Annotated in this window: 10 protein-coding genes, 1 pseudogene and 2 riboswitches; of the genes and pseudogenes, 4 read left to right on the forward strand and 7 right to left on the reverse strand. The window is 36.3% G+C overall.

The features are described 5' to 3' along the window. Window positions 1-68: 68 nt before the first annotated feature. Both J5Y03_RS07010 and J5Y03_RS07015 read left to right on the forward strand, forming a co-directional pair. A pseudogene (locus J5Y03_RS07010) lies at window positions 69-212 on the forward strand (tyrosine--tRNA ligase); the annotation flags it as partial. A 256-nt stretch (window positions 213-468) separates the two neighbouring features. Continuing rightward, window positions 469-1,971 carry a malate:quinone oxidoreductase gene (locus J5Y03_RS07015; RefSeq protein ID WP_209404000.1) on the forward strand — a complete coding sequence of 501 codons (1,503 nt, stop codon included), beginning with the start codon at window positions 469-471 and terminating at the stop codon, window positions 1,969-1,971. A gap of 311 nt (window positions 1,972-2,282) precedes the next feature. Here J5Y03_RS07015 and J5Y03_RS07020 read toward each other — a convergent pair whose 3' ends face one another. The 6 genes from J5Y03_RS07020 to J5Y03_RS07045 all read right to left on the reverse strand — a co-directional run bounded on the left by J5Y03_RS07020 (window position 2,283) and on the right by J5Y03_RS07045 (window position 13,614). After that, window positions 2,283-3,671: an MFS transporter gene (locus tag J5Y03_RS07020; RefSeq protein WP_209404002.1), complete on the reverse strand. Its 1,389-nt coding sequence runs from the start codon at window positions 3,669-3,671 to the stop codon at window positions 2,283-2,285. Between the two features lie 668 nt (window positions 3,672-4,339). Continuing rightward, window positions 4,340-5,869 carry a cardiolipin synthase gene (locus J5Y03_RS07025; RefSeq protein WP_209404004.1) on the reverse strand — a complete coding sequence of 510 codons (1,530 nt, stop codon included), beginning with the start codon at window positions 5,867-5,869 and terminating at the stop codon, window positions 4,340-4,342. A 156-nt stretch (window positions 5,870-6,025) separates the two neighbouring features. Further along, the gene (gene metH / locus J5Y03_RS07030; RefSeq protein WP_209404006.1) at window positions 6,026-9,475 is read right to left on the reverse strand and encodes a methionine synthase; all 3,450 of its coding nucleotides are present in this window, start codon (window positions 9,473-9,475) and stop codon (window positions 6,026-6,028) included. Next, window positions 9,453-11,318 (reverse strand): bifunctional homocysteine S-methyltransferase/methylenetetrahydrofolate reductase, encoded by a 1,866-nt coding sequence (locus tag J5Y03_RS07035; protein WP_209404008.1) that lies wholly within the window; start codon window positions 11,316-11,318, stop codon window positions 9,453-9,455. Before J5Y03_RS07035 ends, metH begins: the two co-directional genes overlap by 23 nt. Before the next feature lie 11 nt (window positions 11,319-11,329). Continuing rightward, entirely contained in the window at window positions 11,330-12,505 is a 1,176-nt protein-coding gene (metC, locus tag J5Y03_RS07040; RefSeq protein ID WP_209404010.1) for a cystathionine beta-lyase, read from the reverse strand. Then, the gene (locus tag J5Y03_RS07045) at window positions 12,502-13,614 is read right to left on the reverse strand and encodes a methionine biosynthesis PLP-dependent protein (protein WP_209404012.1); all 1,113 of its coding nucleotides are present in this window, start codon (window positions 13,612-13,614) and stop codon (window positions 12,502-12,504) included. The genes metC and J5Y03_RS07045 overlap by 4 nt, the downstream gene beginning before the upstream one ends. An 87-nt stretch (window positions 13,615-13,701) precedes the next feature. Then, window positions 13,702-13,810, reverse strand: a riboswitch (SAM riboswitch). 260 nt (window positions 13,811-14,070) lie between these two features. Beyond that, a riboswitch (SAM riboswitch) is annotated at window positions 14,071-14,178 on the forward strand. Window positions 14,179-14,235: 57 nt separating this feature from the next. Here J5Y03_RS07045 and metX point away from each other — a divergent pair. Beyond that, window positions 14,236-15,321 carry a homoserine O-acetyltransferase MetX gene (metX, locus tag J5Y03_RS07050; RefSeq protein ID WP_245208804.1) on the forward strand — a complete coding sequence of 362 codons (1,086 nt, stop codon included), beginning with the start codon at window positions 14,236-14,238 and terminating at the stop codon, window positions 15,319-15,321. Next, on the forward strand, window positions 15,318-16,559 hold the full coding sequence (locus J5Y03_RS07055; RefSeq protein ID WP_209404014.1) for a homoserine dehydrogenase: 1,242 nt from the start codon (window positions 15,318-15,320) through the stop codon (window positions 16,557-16,559). Before metX ends, J5Y03_RS07055 begins: the two co-directional genes overlap by 4 nt. A gap of 132 nt (window positions 16,560-16,691) precedes the next feature. Here J5Y03_RS07055 and pyk read toward each other — a convergent pair whose 3' ends face one another. Beyond that, window positions 16,692-17,765, reverse strand: coding sequence for a pyruvate kinase (gene pyk, locus J5Y03_RS07060; RefSeq protein WP_209404016.1), 1,074 nt, complete (start codon window positions 17,763-17,765; stop codon window positions 16,692-16,694). Between the last annotated feature and the right edge of the window lie 152 nt (window positions 17,766-17,917).

Here is a 17,917-nt window from a genome sequence, read left to right on the forward strand (position 1 = left end):
TAGGAGTGGCTTTTTTGTTTAACAATCTAAGGTAAGAAAATCTTACTGATTAAAGGAGTTGGCAAGACATGAACATTATTGATAGATTGGAATACCGCGATACTTTTAATTAATAAACAGATGCAGAAGAGTTGCATAAACTAGTAGAAGAGAAAAAAATTTCCTTGTACTGTGGTGTAGATCCAACTGGTAACAGCATGCATAGTGGATATTTTTAAGAGAAGACGGATTGTCCCTTTTCAATTAGCTTTAATAGTATATAATTATTATGTAATAATAGAAATTTTAATCTTTAATTAATTATCAGATATTAGTAGATATTTTAATCTATAAATAATTATAATAGAATATGGTAGGGTATAATTGAGATAGAAAAGGTGTTTTCCTAGGTGGTGCCTTGGTTTTTGTGACATCTAAGCAGGAGCGCCTACTCTTTTTTGCAAATATTAGGGGATGAGGAAGGGTATTATGAGCAGCATAAAGAAAAAAACAGACGTTATCTTAATTGGTGCCGGAGTCATGAGCGCAACTTTGGGATCATTACTGAAAGAGTTAGCACCTGAATGGGAAATCAAAGTGTTTGAGAAACTTTCAAACGCAGGAGAAGAAAGCTCTAACGAATGGAATAATGCGGGCACGGGGCATGCTGCACTGTGCGAGCTTAACTATACATCCGAAAAATCTGATGGATCTATAGATATTAGCAAAGCTATAAAAATCAATGAACAGTTTCAGCTTTCAAGACAGTTTTGGTCTTATCTGGTAAATAGCAATCTGATTCGTAATCCACAAGACTTTATCATGCCAATACCTCATATGAGCTTAGTTCAAGGGGAAAAAAATGTATCGTTTTTGAAAAAACGCTTTGAAGCGCTTTCAAACAATCCACTGTTTCAAGGGATGGAATTTTCTGAGGACCCTGAAAAACTGAAAGAATGGATACCTCTTATAATGGATGGCCGTACAGCCAATGAACCGATAGCAGCAACAAAAATTGACTCTGGAACGGACGTCAACTTTGGTGCTTTAACACGTATGTTATTTGATCACTTAAAGGATAAAAATGTAGAGATCAACTACAATCATAGTGTTAAGAATATTAAACGTACTACTGACGGTTCATGGGAAGTGAAAGTCCATGATATGGATAGCGGTAAAATCGAATACCACACTGCAAAATTTGTGTTTATCGGTGGTGGGGGCGGAAGTCTACCTTTACTACAAAAAACGGGTATTCCTGAGTCAAAACATGTTGGAGGATTCCCTGTAAGCGGACTATTTATGGTATGTAACAAGCCTGAAGTTGTAGCGCAGCACCATGCAAAGGTATACGGTAAAGCTAAGGTTGGTGCACCACCAATGTCTGTTCCGCATCTTGATTCAAGATATATTGACAATAAGAAAACATTACTGTTTGGACCGTTTGCTGGTTTTTCACCAAAGTTCTTGAAAACGGGTTCAAATTTTGATTTGATCGGTTCCGTAAACCTGAATAATATCCTTACAATGTTGGCGGCAGGCGTAAAAGAGATGGCATTGACAAAATACTTGATTCAGCAAGTTTTGTTATCGCATGAAAAACGCATGGAAGAACTACGTGAATTTATTCCGAACGCCAAAAGCGAGGATTGGGATATAGTAGTAGCGGGCCAACGCGTGCAAGTTATCAAAGATACTGAGACAGGTGGAAAAGGGACACTTCAATTTGGTACGGAAGTTATTACTGCCACAGATGGCTCAATAGCTGCATTACTTGGTGCTTCTCCGGGTGCTTCTACTGCCGTACATGTCATGCTTGAAGTAATAGAAAAATGCTTCCCACAACAGATGAAGGAGTGGGAGTCAAAAATAAAAGAAATGATTCCATCATATGGCATGTCACTAATGAAAAACCCAGAGCTTTTCCAACAAATTCATACTTCAACAGCCCATGCGCTTGGTCTAAACGGGAAAGAACCAGTCTTTAGTTAATTCTTTGGATGTAAATTACAAAAAGAATTGAGTAAATAATAGAATATCATTGAAAATAAAACATAGAACCTTTGATCTATCTTTAGATTGAAGGTTCTTTTTTCAAAAATTGAGGTTAGGGAGGCTATAGATAGGTAAAATGACTAGGGATGAGTAGGTTAGAAAAAACCTGCTTTCTCAGCCTTTTTAATGTAATAAAAAAGAACCCTAAGCCAAAAAGCTTAGGGTTGTACTCTGAAATCATCGTTTTAAGGTTTTCTTACAAAGAAATAGTTAACTAATAGCCAACTTGTCCAATTGGAAAACATAATTTATTTTGTCGATTTTCGTCCTACTAATACCCAGTACAGAGATAAACTGAAAAGGGTAAAGAGTACGAGAATGAATAGGATATTACTAAACATGGAAGCATCCAAATTGTTTGTAATCCCTAGGAAGTTGTTTCGCATTGCGGAATTGTCCATCATTGCTGCTGTATAAGCAATTCCGATTGACATAGCAATACTAAGTGTTAAATTATAAAATCCGATTGCTGTTCCCGTTTTTCCTTTTTCAATCGTACAAATGCAAGCATCAAGTAATGGTGCATACATGAATGCAAATGAACTAGAAAATAAAATCATGGATATTACGAATACAACAACAGAAGTTCTTATAAAGAATCCGCCTAATAGTAAGCTGATCATAATGCTAGACATAGCGATTGTAATACATTGCTTGCTTCCTAGGACCTTCGCAATTTTTCCAGAAAGAGCGCCAACTATAGTAGCTGCGATATAGCCTGGAATCAATAATAGTGAAACGGTATCTAGCTTCAAACCATACATCTTTTCAAGCAAGAATGGAAATAAGAAAATATATGCTAACTGTACAGAATAAATTACAAAAGCAACTCCAAGCAATGAGATAAACTGTTTATTTTTAAAGAATGATATTCTGATAAACGCTTTTGAATTCTTGCTGATATAAGCAAGGAACAGTGCAATTGCAATAATAAACAAGATAAGGAACATCCAATTGAAATCGGTAATATATAGTAGCAAGGATGCTGAAATAGTTCCAACTAGAAATAATCCTAATACGTCTACATTACTGTTTTTTGTTTCTTCCTTAGGAAGATATTTTAAAATAAATGGAAGTGTAAAAATTGTTACTAAAGAAAGTAAAAACAGAGTTGTCCAATGGAAATATGTAGAGACATAGCCTCCAGTTAAAGCACCTATAAGTTGTGAAAGAGCAAAACTACTTGTACTTAATCCTAAAAATTTCTTTTGTTCATTTGCAGGTAAATATTTTGTTACAAATATAACATATAATGTTTCAGCCGATGCTAAGCCTGCAGTTTGGATCATTCGTGAGATAACAACAAGTAAAAATGAGTGTTGAAAAATGTATCCCATAACTGAACCAACACATATTAAAATAATACCAACGCTAAAAAGTTTTCTGATACTAACGGAATCCGCCAAAGTTGCGTAAACCACCGCTCCAATTCCAATCACAAGGCCAGCTAGAGTTGCTTGCCAGCTAACTGTTGTCGCTGAAATGTGAAAATCCTTTGCCATATCAATAGAAACAATCTTAAACGAATTGTCAATTACTAAACATAGTACAAATAACAGTAAGGTAACAGGTACTGCTTTCTTAGCACTATATTCCTGAGTTTTCTTCATGCTCACATCTGCAGTTGTTGTAGACATAGCTATATTCCTCTCCTTTTGCTATGCAGGAAATTGTCTTCCTGATTCATGGTTGTCTTGTTTTTAACTATCAATTGATCCTTTCGTAAAAGGATGCTTTCAATAATTTCTACGTCATTTGTTTTTATATTCAGGGTTTCTTTATGCACAGTTATACCTGCTTTTACTCTTTCTTATGATATTTAAAGAGGTAGCGTTTCCATGATCATGCATGATAACCCTTTAAAATATGCATCATTGTACAGCTATCTAAAAGTTTGTGCACATTTTAACAATGAAAAGGATACCATACCTTTTTTATGCTCACAACCCATCTTTTTTTGGGAATTTGTCTTTTTTGTATCAAAAAAGCGATGTATTCCGTATAAAATACATCGCTTCCACCATAGGCAGTGCTAGTTAAAACCCAAATGATCTTGGCCAGTTGCCATTTATCCTTTCGGTGAAACCTATCATAAGTAAAGGTAAATTATCCATAAAGTTGTGAAACTTAATTTAGTTGGAATGTTAAATAAAAGGTATTGGATAAGGACAAAAAAGAGATTTTAGTCCTTATTTTTTATGTTAGATAAAGTGTTTAATATGGTATGCAAAGAAATGGCGAGGAAGAAATACATTCTTATAAAAGAAAAAAGTAATCAAATTTGAATTGATTACTTTTTAGAAATTTACAGTAGAGGAGAAATGAGACGCATAAGAGATTCGAGCATGCGTTTTTGAATACTTCGCTTTTGAAATGAGTCCCATTTGATCTCTATGGAGTCTTGAAAATCTTGTTCAAAATCACTTTTTATATCTAGAACCGTTTTAGATTCATATAGGACCGCAATGAGTTCATAATTAAGCTCAAAACTACGAATATCCATATTTGCTGTACCAATTGTTGCAACTTCATCATCAACAAGTACAATCTTGGCATGCATAAAACTATCTTTATAGCGATAAATGGAGACTCCCGCTTTTAGAAGTGGAGTAAAGTATGATTGGGATGCTTGATCACTAATGATGCTATCTCCTTTTCCAGGGTATAAAATACGGACATCTACTCCGGAAAGTGCACTCAAACGTAGTAATGTTAATGTTTCTTGATCAGGAATGAAGTATGGACTAGCAATCCAAATTGACTTTTTTGCAGAGCCCATAACTTTCAATAGAGCATTCCGAATACTTGTATCATCCGAGCTAGGTCCACTTGCAACAATTTGTACTGCACCTTCTGCTTGAAGAATTCCTTGATTTGGAAAGTATGTTCTATTCATAAATTGTTCCCAAGAATAAGTATTTAAACTACTAGTGGCATAGAGCAAATCTTCTAAGAAAATGGCTTGTAGTTTGTATAATGCTTTTCCTTCTATTTTTAAATGACTATCACGCCAAATAGGAAACTTCTTCGAACGACCAAGATATTCATCCCCGACATTGAGTCCACCTGTAAAACCAATTGTCCCATCTACAATAACAATCTTACGGTGGTTTCGATAATTTACGGTTTCTAATAGCCAAGGCGAAAGAATAGAATCAAATTCGATTACTTCAATCCCTGCATCTTTCATTGGTTGCAAGAAACGCCTCCGTAATGTATTACTTCCTAGTCCATCGTAAAGAAATCGTACGATAACGCCAGATTTTGCTTTCCTTATTAAGGCATCTCGAATTTTTGTACCGATTTCATCTGATCGATAAATGTAGTATTGAATATGAATATGATGCGTAGCATTTTCAATCGCTTGTAAGATTTCAGTAAATGTTTCATCACCATTTGTTAAGAGTTTTGTTGTTGTTTCATTAGCAACAGGACCACCGCCAAATTTTTGTATAACTTCTGTCAAATAGGTAGATCGTTCATTTAAAGGGGAGGAGATTTCTAAATTAAAACTTCTCCCTGCTAAAATCTCACGGAATATCTTTCTTCGTTCTTCTGAACGATGTAAATGTTTCTTTCTTCTCCAGCGACTTCTTCCGAAAAGTAAGTACAGAAGTACACCGATAACAGGTAGAAGTGCTAATATTAAAAGCCAAGCCAATGTACTTTGTGGGGAACGATTCTCAATAAAAATAACGAAGGAAATCCCTATAATTGTGATCGGCCATAGTACACTGATAAAAGTATTTAAGGAAATGATGGATTTATTTAAGAGTATGAGCACAATTGCTGCAAGAGCAAATACAAATAGTAATTGAACAACGCGATTTTTCATATGTATACATTTTACCTATTCTTTCTTAAATATAAGTCTCATAAGAGGAAGTTGTACTTTAATAGTTATATTATAATTTAGTAATATTCAAATGAAAATGTTCCTGGCATGGTTTCCAGGAACATTTTTTCATAAAGGCAATTTACACCAAATATCTTATTCACTTCGATGTACATTGAAATATCTTGCTTCAGGATGGGCAAATACCATAGCAGTAACAGAAGCTTCCGGTTCCATCATACAACCGTCTGTTAGATGAATGCCAATATCTTCCGGGTTTAGAAGTTTAAATAATTTTTTTTGATCTTCTAGTTCAGGGCATGCCGGGTATCCAAATGAAAAACGCTGGCCTTGGTATTTAGCGGTGAATCGGTCTTTCATAGTCATCTCAATTGGATCTGGAAAGCCCCAGCGATCTCGCATTTGTCGGTGAAGTAATTCTGCGAAACCTTCCGCAGTTTCTAATGCCAAAGCTTGCAGAGCATGGCTTTCTAATAATCTTCCATCACTTTTCAATTTACCAGCTACATCACGAATTCCTCTGCCTGCTGTTACTGCAAAAAAGCCAACAAAATCCATTTGGCCACTTGAAACAGGTTTAAGGAAATCTGCTAAGCATAAATAGGAACCAAATTCCTGTCTAGGAAACTCAAATGTTTCAATAATCTGATTTTGTTTCTCAGGATGATAAATCAAGACTTTATCACCATCTGATTGCGCTGGGAAAAATTGATAAACTGCTGCAGGAGTAATCCAACGATTGATTTTCGCTTCAAGCAAAAGATTTTGAACCATATCATATACTTTAGTTGCCTTTTCATCACGAGTTTCTAGTAATTTTTCAAGTTTTCCTTTAACGCCAAGATGGTGCCCTATTAACATTTGTTGGTTAATATAAGGTTCAATATGAGAGAGCGAGAATGATTTTACTAAATGGCGTTTTAAATCAATCGGCTTATATACAGGAACATCTGTTTTGACGTTTGATTTCATTTTGACTGCGGTAGCAACCGAATGATTTGTTGGTAATGCTTGAGATGTTTGTATCGTTATTTCTTTTTTGCTTTCAATTAATTTTTCTTTTTCAATTGGGTCTTGTAGTTGATTAGCTAGCGCTAAACCGTTCATGGCATCTTTTGCATATAAGACAAGCCCATCATATTCCTTGCCTATTTTTGTTTCAGTAAATTTCCTTGAAAGAGCGGCTCCACCCACAAGAATGGGAACTTGAATACCTGCTTGCTTCATGTCATTGGCTGTTATGACCATTTGTTGTGCTGATTTTACGAGTAGACCTGACAAACCGACGATATCAGGTTGTTCCTTTTTTATGACTTCAATCAAATTAGCCGGGGTTACCTTAATTCCTAAATCAATTACTTGATAGCCATTATTACTTAAGATGATATCGACTAAATTTTTTCCAATATCGTGAACATCCCCTTTAACTGTTGCTAAGATGATTTTTCCTTTCGTAGAAGAGGTATCGTTGGCTTCCATATGTGGCTCTAAAAAAGAAACAGATGCTTTCATAACTTCAGCGCTTTGAAGAACTTCCGCTACAATTAATTGGTTATCATTAAATAATCTACCCACTTCTTTCATTCCATCCATCAAAGGTCCGTTAATAATACTAAGAGGGTTTGGATAGGTTGAAAGAGCGATTTTGAGATCAGGAATAAGTCCTTCCTTTGTTCCTTCAACAACATAGAATGCAAGCCTTTCTTCAAGTGGCATATCTTTCTTTACGTTTTTTGATTCCTTTTTTTTATCCCTGTAGAAATCCGTAAAGGATGCCAATGTCTCATCAGTTGTTTCGAAGAGTAGCTTTTCGGCTAAAACTACTTCTTCTTTTGGAATAGACGCAAATCTCTCAAGCTTTTCTGTATTCACAATTGCATAGTCGAGTCCTGCCTGTGTGCAATGATAGAGAAAAACAGAGTTTAATATTTCCCGTCCAACCGGAGGAAGACCAAATGAAACGTTACTGATTCCAAGAATAGTTTGGGTTTCAGGTAAATGTTCTTTTATCGCGCGAATCCCATCAACAGTTGCTTTTGCTGAGCCGATATATTGTTCGTCACCTGTCCCGACAGGAAAAACTAGTGGGTCAAATATAATATCTTTTGGTGAAATCTTATATTTGTTCACAAGTAAATCATAAGAACGTTTAGCTATTTCAAGTTTTTTATCAGCTGAAACACCCATTCCGGATTCATCGATTGTTCCAACGACAATAGCAGCTCCAAACTGGTGAATAAGTTTTGCTACTTGCCCAAAACGTTCTTCTCCATCTTCTAGGTTAATAGAATTTATAATGGCTTTTCCTTGCGAATAAGTTAGAGCTTTTTCAATAACTTTTTCATCAGTTGAATCAATCACAAGCGGCACTTTTACTTTTTTCACTACCTCTTTTATGAAATTTTCCATATCATGTAGCTCATCGGTATCAGGGTCAGCTAAGCAAATATCAATTACGTGTGCTCCACTTTTGACTTGGGCTCTTGCAATCTCTGAAGCCTCCTCAAATTTAAAATCTCTTATCAATCGTTTAAATTTACGTGAACCGATTACATTTGTTCTTTCTCCGACCATGATCGGGCGGAGGGTAGGATCGTCGTAAATAAATGGTTCAATACCAGATACCATGTGATGGCTCGTTTCTTGTATTTTACGAGGGAAATAGTCTTTCATTTTATCGGAAATTGCCTGAATATGTTCAGGCTTTGTCCCGCAACAGCCACCTACAATATTTAACCAGCCTTTCGAAGCAAAACCAGATAGTTTTTCTGCAAGGGATTCTGGTGTTTCGTGGTAATGCCCCTCTTCATCGGGTAGACCAGCATTTGGATAACAGCTAACAGCTATTGTAGATAGATTTGATAGCGATCGGATATGATCCTGCATAAATTCAGGTCCAGTGGCACAGTTTAAGCCAATAGCGATCGGATTCATATGCTGAATAGATATATAAAAGGCTTCGATCGATTGACCAGCTAAAGTTGTTCCCATTGGTTCGATGGTTGCAGAAATCATTATGGGAAGTACTTTCCCACTTTTTTGAAACGCACGCTGAATTCCAGTAAAACCTGCTTTCACATTTAATAAATCTTGACTTGTTTCAAGAAGAAGTAAATCTACTTCTCCATCAATTAACCCTAATGCCTGTTCCTCATACGAATCTGATAATACTTCAAAAGTAGTGCCCCCTGTAACACTCAATGTCTTCGTAGTTGGTCCCATGGAGCCTGCAACAAATCTTGGCCAAGAGGCCGTTGATAGTTGATTAACCGCTCTCTTAGCAATCAATGCTGCTTGTTTATTAATCTCATACGCTTTTGGACCAAGATCATACTCATCTAAAACCAGACTTGTTCCACCGAATGTATTCGTTTCAATAATATCTGCACCGGCATAGAGATAAGCAAGATGGATCGATTCAATGACAGAGGGAGCTGTTAGGTTTAAGTACTCATTACAACCATCAAACTGTTCTCCACCAAAATCATCGGCACTTAAATTTGCATCTTGAAGCATAGTTCCCATAGCCCCGTCCATAATAAGGATCTTCTTTTTTATTTGTTCAGTTACGGATGCTGTTGACATGCTGGTTCCTCCTTAGTGATTGAGAGCTACGAATACGAGCATATTTTGCTAATTCGACTGTCATTTCATATTTCATAAAAGGGGTAATAAGATAGATCCCATTAAACAGTTCGGAAGCGGCATCAATAAGCGCTTTAGAGATGACAATACCTTCAAGGTTCGACTGAATAGGATCATTTTTTAAAGATTCCATTCGATTACGAATTGTTTCTGGAATTTTAATACCTGGAACCTCATTGTGTAGAAATTCTGCATTCTTACTACTAGTTAATGGCATAATTCCTACATAAATGGGAGCATCAATGTGTCTAGTCGCTTCATAGATCTCTATTAATTTTTCTTCTGAATAGATAGGTTGAGTAATAAAATAATCGGCTCCATATTGGATTTTCTTTTCCATACGTTGAATAGCTTTATCAATCGAACGAACATTTGGATTAAAGGCTGCACCAATTGAAAATGCTCCTTTTTGTCCTAATGGCTTTCCCGAGATGGACAAACCTTCATTAAATAGCTTGATCATTTGAATTAGCTCAAAGGAAGAGACATCATAAACCGATGATGAACCTGGAAAATCTCCGACTCTTGCGGGATCCCCTGTAACGGCAAGAACATCATGCATACCAGCTGTATGGAGTCCCATTAAATGTGATTGGAGACCGATGATATTACGGTCACGACAAGTAATATGAACAAGAGGCCGAACTTCAATTTTAGCTTTAAGCAATTGCCCAAGCGCAGCATTGGAAATCTGCGGAGATGCTAGGGAATTGTCAGAAAGAGTAATCGCATCAATACCAGTATCCTGTAAGGCTTTTGCTCCTTCAAAGAAGCGTGTTGTATCTAATTTTCTTGGAGGATCGAACTCGACGATCACAGAAGGCCGTTCCCTTACGATATCCTGAAGAGCAGGTAAATCTCGTTTAGTAGGTAATGGTTCAACCTTAATCGTTGATTTTTTAATAGGTACTATTTTTTCCGTGATTGGTTTTGCATTCTTCAACTCTGCTGAAAAAGCATGAATATGCTCAGGTGTAGTCCCGCAGCATCCACCTAATAATCGAACTCCTTGTTGTCTAAATTGCTGTGCCATTTTTCTAAAATACTCTGGATCCCCTTCATAATGGAATTTTCCATCTGTATAAGCTGGTAAACTAGCATTTGGATAAGCAGATAAAAAAGCCGTTTTTGGCAGTTGAACTTCTTCTAGGGATAGAACCATATGATGAGGACCTAATCGACAGTTAATTCCAACTACGTCAGCTCCAAGTTCTTCAAGTTTTCGTAAAGCAACATTAAGAGATGTCTGATCTTGTAAAATTCCAGGCTCATGAAGAGAAACTTGAGCAATAATCGGTAATTCTGTCTCTTTTCGTGCGATTGCAAGGACGGTTTCAATTTCTTCTAAATCATAAAAGGTTTCTAATAATAGACCATCAATGCCTTCCATTAGTAAACAATATAACTGCTCTCGATAGCTTCTTTTTATCTCTTCCAACGAAATGGTGCTAGGTCTAATCCCACGATTCCCACCAATCGTTCCAAGAATAGAAGTGTTTTTATTTGCTGCTTTTTTAGCGAGACGAACTGCAGCACTATTTATCTCTTTGACAGAATCCTCTAAACCATATCTTTGGAGCTTTATATAGTTAGCAGCGTATGAATTAGTTTGAATAATGTCAGCTCCTGCTTGGATATAGGCTTGGTGGATATGGATAATGTCCTCGGGACGTGAAAGATTTAATTCTTCTATACAATTACCAGTTCCATAGGAGTATAAGAGTGTTCCCATTGCACCATCTGCAATCAATATTTCGTTTTGTAATCGATCTAAAAAACTCATTGTAAACCTCCTTAAATCCTTGAAACTTCTGGACTTACTTGTAGGGCAAATGAAAAATCTTTTATTAGGTCATTTGTATTTTCGATCCCTACAGAAAGTCTTAATAGACTATTACTAATCCCACGTTTTTTACGTTCCTCTTCAGGCATAGCCGCATGAGACATTTTGGCTGGATGGGAAATAATTGTTTCTACAGCACCTAAACTAACAGCAAATACTGGTATTTGAGTGTTTTCGATAAAATGTCTAACTGCATTTTCATCCTTTAATTCAAATGAAAGAACGGCCCCTGCAGAAGTAGACTGTCTATGTTGTAATTCATATTGAGGATGGTTTTTCAATCCTGGATAAAATACATTTTTAACAGAATGGTGCTCGGAAAGAAATTCTGCTATTTTTTGTGCGGAAGATGTAGACTGCTTTAATCTAACAGAAAGTGTCTTTAATCCTCGAAGTACTAACCAAGAGTCTTGGACTCCCAATACTGCTCCGAACGCATTTTGTAAAAATGCTAAACGATTTGCCAGTTGTTCATCCTTTACAACTGCAAGCCCAGCTACCACATCACTATGTCCTGATAAAAACTTTGTCGCACTATGAAGGACAATATCAGCACCAAGCAATAATGGCTTTTGAAAGGCTGGGGTTAAAAAGGTATTATCGACAAAAGTAAGAGCGTTATGTTTTTTTGCTAGATTACTAACTGCTCTTATGTCAGTTACTTTTAGTAAAGGATTAGATGGTGTTTCTACATAAAAAAGCTTAGTGTTCGGAAGGATAGCCTCTTCTACAGAATCCAAGTCTGTCATATCAACAAATGTATGCTCCACACCATATCTTGAGAGTACTTCTGTCACAATACGATAAGTTCCCCCGTATACATCTTCAGAGATGATGACATGGTCACCCTTTGAAAGAAGGAGGAATGCAGTAGAAATAGCAGCCATTCCAGAAGAAAATGCAAACCCTCTCGAACCTTCTTCTAATTCTGCGATTGTCTCCTCTAAAGCTTCTCTTGTTGGATTTAAGCTACGACCATAATCATATTTTCCAAAATGATCGAAATTTGGTTGATGGAAAGTAGATGCATGATGAATGGGAACACTAACTGCCCCAGTTGTAGAGTCAAATTTATGCGAGTTATGAAGAAGCTTTGTTTCAAATGTATAATCCTCAGCATGACTCATTGTGTAACCTCCTGTCTAACTTTTGCTAGTGCTTGCTCTAAGTCTTTTAATAAATCTTCTGAATTCTCAATTCCGACAGAAAAGCGTAATAGACGATTACAAACTCCTGTTTTAAGTCTTATTTCCTCAGGAATATCAGCATGTGTTTGCGTTGCAGGATAAGTGATTAAACTTTCTACACCACCAAGACTTTCTGCGAAGGTGATTAGAGATAAATTTTGCAATAATGGATTTACCCATGATTCATCTTGAACTCTAAAGGATAACATTCCGCCTTTTCCTGGATAAAAAACATCAGTAATAGCGTCGTGATTTTCTAAGTAATCAACAAGGATTTTCGCATTTTTTTCATGCTTATCCATACGTAATGCTAATGTCTTCATGCCGCGTATTAACAACCAAGAATCAAAGGGACTTAAAACAGCGCCAGCTCCGTTATGGTGTAAGGCAAGATTTTCACATAATGTTGCACCTTTTGCGACAATCAAACCAGCTAAGACATCATTATGTCCGCCTAAGTATTTAGTAGCACTGTGAATGACAATGTTAGCTCCTAAGGTTAATGGTTTTTGTAAGTATGGTGTATAAAAGGTATTGTCCACGATTAAAAGAAGGTCATGTTCTTTCGCAATGGTAGCTACTCTTCTAATATCTGTTTGTTGCATTAATGGATTAGTAGGAGTTTCGACCAATATTGCTTTCGTATTTGAATTAATGGCATTAATGATTTCAATAGGTTCGCTCGTGTTGACATAGTGAGTTTGTAATCCCCATTTTTTATAGCCTTGCTCTAAGAGGCGATACGTTCCACCGTATAAATCACTTGATACAATTAGCTCATCCCCAGATTGAAAAAGGGAGAGTACTGTTAGAATGGCTCCCATACCAGAACTACAAGCATAGCCTTGGTCTCCTTCTTCAAGATCTTTAATTGCATTCTCAAGAATTTCCCGCGTTGGATTTCCCGTTCTTACATAATCATATCCGCTTGATTGACCAATTCCTTCATGCCTGTAAGCTGTAGACAAATATAAAGGGGGACTTACAGTGCCTGTTACGTCTTCACTTCTATTGCCAATTTGGGCAAGTTGCGTATCAATTTTCACCATTTCATTTATCTCCTTTGTAAAAAAAAATAAAATAAAAAAAGCCCTCTTTAAGAAGAGGACTTTTAAGTGTAGACAAATTTAGCCATCTTCTTATCTTCCAAGTTAAAAAACTTGTAGGAATTAGCACCTTTTCAATAAAACATTGAAGGTTGCTGAGGCGTCATAGGGCCATACCCTCGACCTCTCTTGATAAGAAATCCGTATGTGATTTTTCTAAACTTTACAATACAATCTAAATTAATGTCAATCACTTTTTTGAAAAAAAGGAATCATCAGAAAAAGTAAAATGGAGTAAGAGTGCAAAAAGAAGTTATATAGAGAGTATGACCATTAGGTAACAAATATGAATGGATAAATTTTTTGTCTGGACATAAATCTAAATTTTCAAAAAAAATATTGACTTTTGGTATTTCTTGCATTTAATATTTTCATTAAGAATTTCATAGGCAAATTTTTTTCTTATCAAGAGAGGTGGAGGGACTGACCCTGCGAAGCCTCGGCAACCAGCATTTTTATGCCCGGTGCTAATTTCAGAGGAAGTTATTATGATTCCGAAGATAAGAAGGTGGAGCTCGCTATTTATTTACCCCCTTCTGTCTTTGTACGGAAGGGGGTTTAATATTGGGGGTCGTCACGGAAAATTTGATAAATGAATATGGTGTTGTTTGTGTCGGGGATCTTGAATTAGAGTCAGGCGAAGTCCTCCCTAAGGTAGAACTAGCATATGAACGAGCAGGTCAAAGGGACGGAGAGATTATTCTTGTTTGCCACGCTTTAACTGGAAATCAGTTCACTGTTGGATCCAATCATCAAGGTTGGTGGAGCGGTTTAATTGGTGCAGGTAAGTATATTGATACAAGTACCTATCAAGTGATTACTTTTAACGTTTTAGGAGGTTGTTCAGGTTCAACTGGCCCACTTAGCATTAACCCGAATACAGGGGAATTATATAAAAATAGTTTTCCCTTTGTGACAGTCAGAGATATGGTTCATGCGCAAGCTAAGGCTCTTCAAAAGATGGGAATTAGTAGAGTTAGGGCAATTATTGGTGGTTCGTTAGGAGGAATGCAAGTTTTAGAGTGGGGACTTCTTTACCCCACCTACTCAGATTTATTAATTCCATTAGCTGTTACGCCTGTTTTTAGTGACTATGGAATTGCCTTCAATACGATAGCAAGAAGGGCAATTGAAGACGATCCTTCTTGGCAAAATGGAGAATATGAAAATGGCGAAGTCCTTCGAGGTTTAGAGATTGCAAGAATGATTGGAATGGTTACATATCGTACTGATAGCCTGTTTAATCAACGGTTTAAGAAAGAACGAAAAGTGATAAGTAGTAACCAAGAGGAGTTTCAGGTTGAATCCTACTTGAAATATCAAGGTGAGAAACTAGCCCGCCGTTTTGATGCAAATAGTTACGTTAGATTACTTAATGCCATGAACAATTATGATATAGGTTTCTCTCGTGAAGGATGGAAAAAGGCTCTTCAATTTATTCAATCTAAGATTTTGTTGATCGGTTACTCGGGAGATTTACTATATCCTCCAACTATTCTTAAAGAAATGGCAAGTGTATTAAAACAATATCGAAAAAAAGTTATATTTCATAAAGTTGAAACAGATTTTGGTCATGATGGATTTTTGGCTGAGTATTCAAAATGGGGAACCATTATTAAAAGAGTGATAGAAAGGGGTATAAAAAATTGACAGCTATTCATGTTGCTTTATTAGGGTATGGGACAGTAGGGAAAGGTGTATATCGAACGATAGAAAAACATCAAGAAAGACTAAAAACGATTTTAGGAAAAGAGGTTAAAATTGTAGCAATCCTTGTAAAGGAATTAGAAAAACATCAATGGGTTAATAATGAAGTCCTTTTCACTGATAATTATACTGATATAATCAATCTTCCTAAATTAGATGTAGTAATTGATGCTATTGTGGGTGTTGAACCAGGATTTTCTTATTTACGACAAGCAATTAATAGAGGGTGCCATGTCATTACCGCAAATAAAGAAATGTTTGCCCATCACGGAACTGAACTATTAAGTCTGGCAAAAGAAAAAAACGTGTCCCTAGGTTTTGAGGCAACAGTGGCAGGGGGAATTCCGATCATTCAAACGTTGAAGAAACTATTAAATGCCAATAAAGTAGACAAAGTTGAAGGAATCTTAAACGGTACATCCAATTTTATATTAACAAAAATGAGAGAAGAAAACCTATCATTTGAGGATGCTCTTAAATTGGCACAGGAATATGGATATGCAGAAGCTGATCCAGCCAATGATATAGAGGGTGTGGATGCATTTTATAAAGCGGTTATCTTAAGTGAGGTTATTTTTGGTGAACAACCTGAATGGGAACAAACTATTACTCAAGGGATTGGCACGTTAACATTACAACAAATTAAATTATTTGAGTCTCTCGGTTTACGATTTAAACATGTCGCTTCTCTGCAAAAATCAAACACTGAGATTCAATGTACAGTCCGCCCGGTTCTAGTGACTAATTCCCATCCTTTGTATCAGGTTGAAGAGGTTCAAAATGCCATTAATATTGAAGCAGATATTGTTGGAAATATAAGCTTACAAGGACCAGGCGCAGGTATGTTCCCAACTGCAAGCGCCATTGTTGAGGATCTTATTCACATCGGAGATAAACAATTAGCTTCAAGCCCCGAAGATAGTTTGTTTTTTGAAAAGGAGACGAAAGAAAATATTTGGGCTTTGCATGGAGAGATAGACAATCTTCTTTTATCGGATGATATAAGAATTAGTAAAGAAATTCATCCTCAAGTAGTATTGGTTGAAACGACAGTAGAAAGAATCATTAACCTCAAAACATCACATGAAATATGTTGTTTTGAAGTATTAGGTAATATCGAGGAAGATAAGGTGCTTCATGGAGAATTAATTAAGGAAGAGAATATAAATCATTCTTACTAAACAAATATCAAACGGTTAATTTTAAGTTTATGGGTCTGGATAATGATATCAGTCAAATACAAAAAAATTAATATTTGTATGAAAAAATGTTCCTGATATGATTACCAGGAACATTTTTTCACAAGGGTAAATTTATTTACTACTAATCGTAGAATTTATCAATTCGAGCATATCGGCAAAGTCAAAAGGAGCCTTCAATTTCACTCGTTCAGCAAATTGAGACACAATTTTCAAAGTTTCAATACTTTGTACAGGATAATGTCCTGCAGCACTTTCAGCGGACAACATGACAGCATTTGTCCCATCCATAACAGCTTGAAATACATCTGTAACTTCGGCTCTTGTAGGTAATGGGGCTTCTACCATTGATTGAAGCATTTGTGTAGCGGTAATGACGAAAGTATCCATCCGATTACACTCGTTAATCATTGCTTTTTGTAGCACTGGTATCCATTGAAAAGGAAGCTCAACACCGAGGTCGCCCCTAGCGATCATCACTGCATCCGTTTCTTTACAAATTTCTTGAAAGTTACGGACTGCTTCAATCGTTTCGATTTTTGCTACTAACTGAGATGCAGTCCTTTGCTTAGATTCCATAAAACTTCTTATTTCTTTAATATTTGCTGCCCTCCGGATAAAGGAGCAAGCTATGTAATCTATTTCTTCTTGTAAAAGGAATTCAATATCCTGTTTATCTTTTTCAGTAATGGCGGGTAAACTTGTTACAACACCTGGAAGATTGACTCCTTTATGAGAAGATATTTCCCCACCTGTTTTAACTGTAGTGACAATACTTCTTTGATCCACTTTAGTAACCAATAATTCGACCGCACCATCGTTAATCAAGATTCGATTATTCGGCTTCACATCATTAATTAAGCCTTCATAATCAACACTTGCCTGTTTGTTATCTCCAACTACTTCATCAATGAGAATGGTAAAGGTTTGTCCAGCTTCAAGAATGACTTTTTCGCTATTAACTTTCCCTAATCGAATTTTTGGCCCTTGGAGGTCACCCAATATTTTGATATTCGTCCCAGTCTCATTACGAATTGATTTTATTAATTCAATAACACTACGATGGCTCTCATGGGTTCCATGGGAAAAATTCAGTCTGGCGATCGTCATACCATGCTGAATCAAGTCAGTAAGAACTTTTTTATCACTACTTGATGGCCCAATCGTACAAATACGATCAATGGACATAGTAACCACCCCCATTTAATGGGATTATTATGCCCAATAAAAATCTTTTTTTATTAGCAATTGACCGATAGCCTAATATTACATATTAAAATAATAATCTAAAGAGTTTTTTAGGCAGTTTGTCAACATAGAAAGACCGTGTTAGTATTTAT

The sequence above is a fragment of the Gottfriedia endophytica genome (assembly GCF_017814275.1).
Taxonomy (GTDB): Bacteria; Bacillota; Bacilli; order Bacillales; family Bacillaceae_G; genus Gottfriedia; species Gottfriedia endophytica.

Excerpts from the sequence above, each read along its gene's own strand:
- J5Y03_RS07015 (WP_209404000.1), top strand. The coding sequence starts at position 469 with ATGAGCAGCATAAAGAAAAAAACAGACGTTATCTTAATTGGTGCCGGA.
- J5Y03_RS07020 (WP_209404002.1), bottom strand. The coding sequence starts at position 3,671 with ATGTCTACAACAACTGCAGATGTGAGCATGAAGAAAACTCAGGAATAT.
- J5Y03_RS07025 (WP_209404004.1), bottom strand. The coding sequence starts at position 5,869 with ATGAAAAATCGCGTTGTTCAATTACTATTTGTATTTGCTCTTGCAGCA.
- metH (WP_209404006.1), bottom strand. The coding sequence starts at position 9,475 with ATGTCAACAGCATCCGTAACTGAACAAATAAAAAAGAAGATCCTTATT.
- J5Y03_RS07035 (WP_209404008.1), bottom strand. The coding sequence starts at position 11,318 with ATGAGTTTTTTAGATCGATTACAAAACGAAATATTGATTGCAGATGGT.
- metC (WP_209404010.1), bottom strand. The coding sequence starts at position 12,505 with ATGAGTCATGCTGAGGATTATACATTTGAAACAAAGCTTCTTCATAAC.
- J5Y03_RS07045 (WP_209404012.1), bottom strand. The coding sequence starts at position 13,614 with ATGGTGAAAATTGATACGCAACTTGCCCAAATTGGCAATAGAAGTGAA.
- pyk (WP_209404016.1), bottom strand. The coding sequence starts at position 17,765 with ATGTCCATTGATCGTATTTGTACGATTGGGCCATCAAGTAGTGATAAA.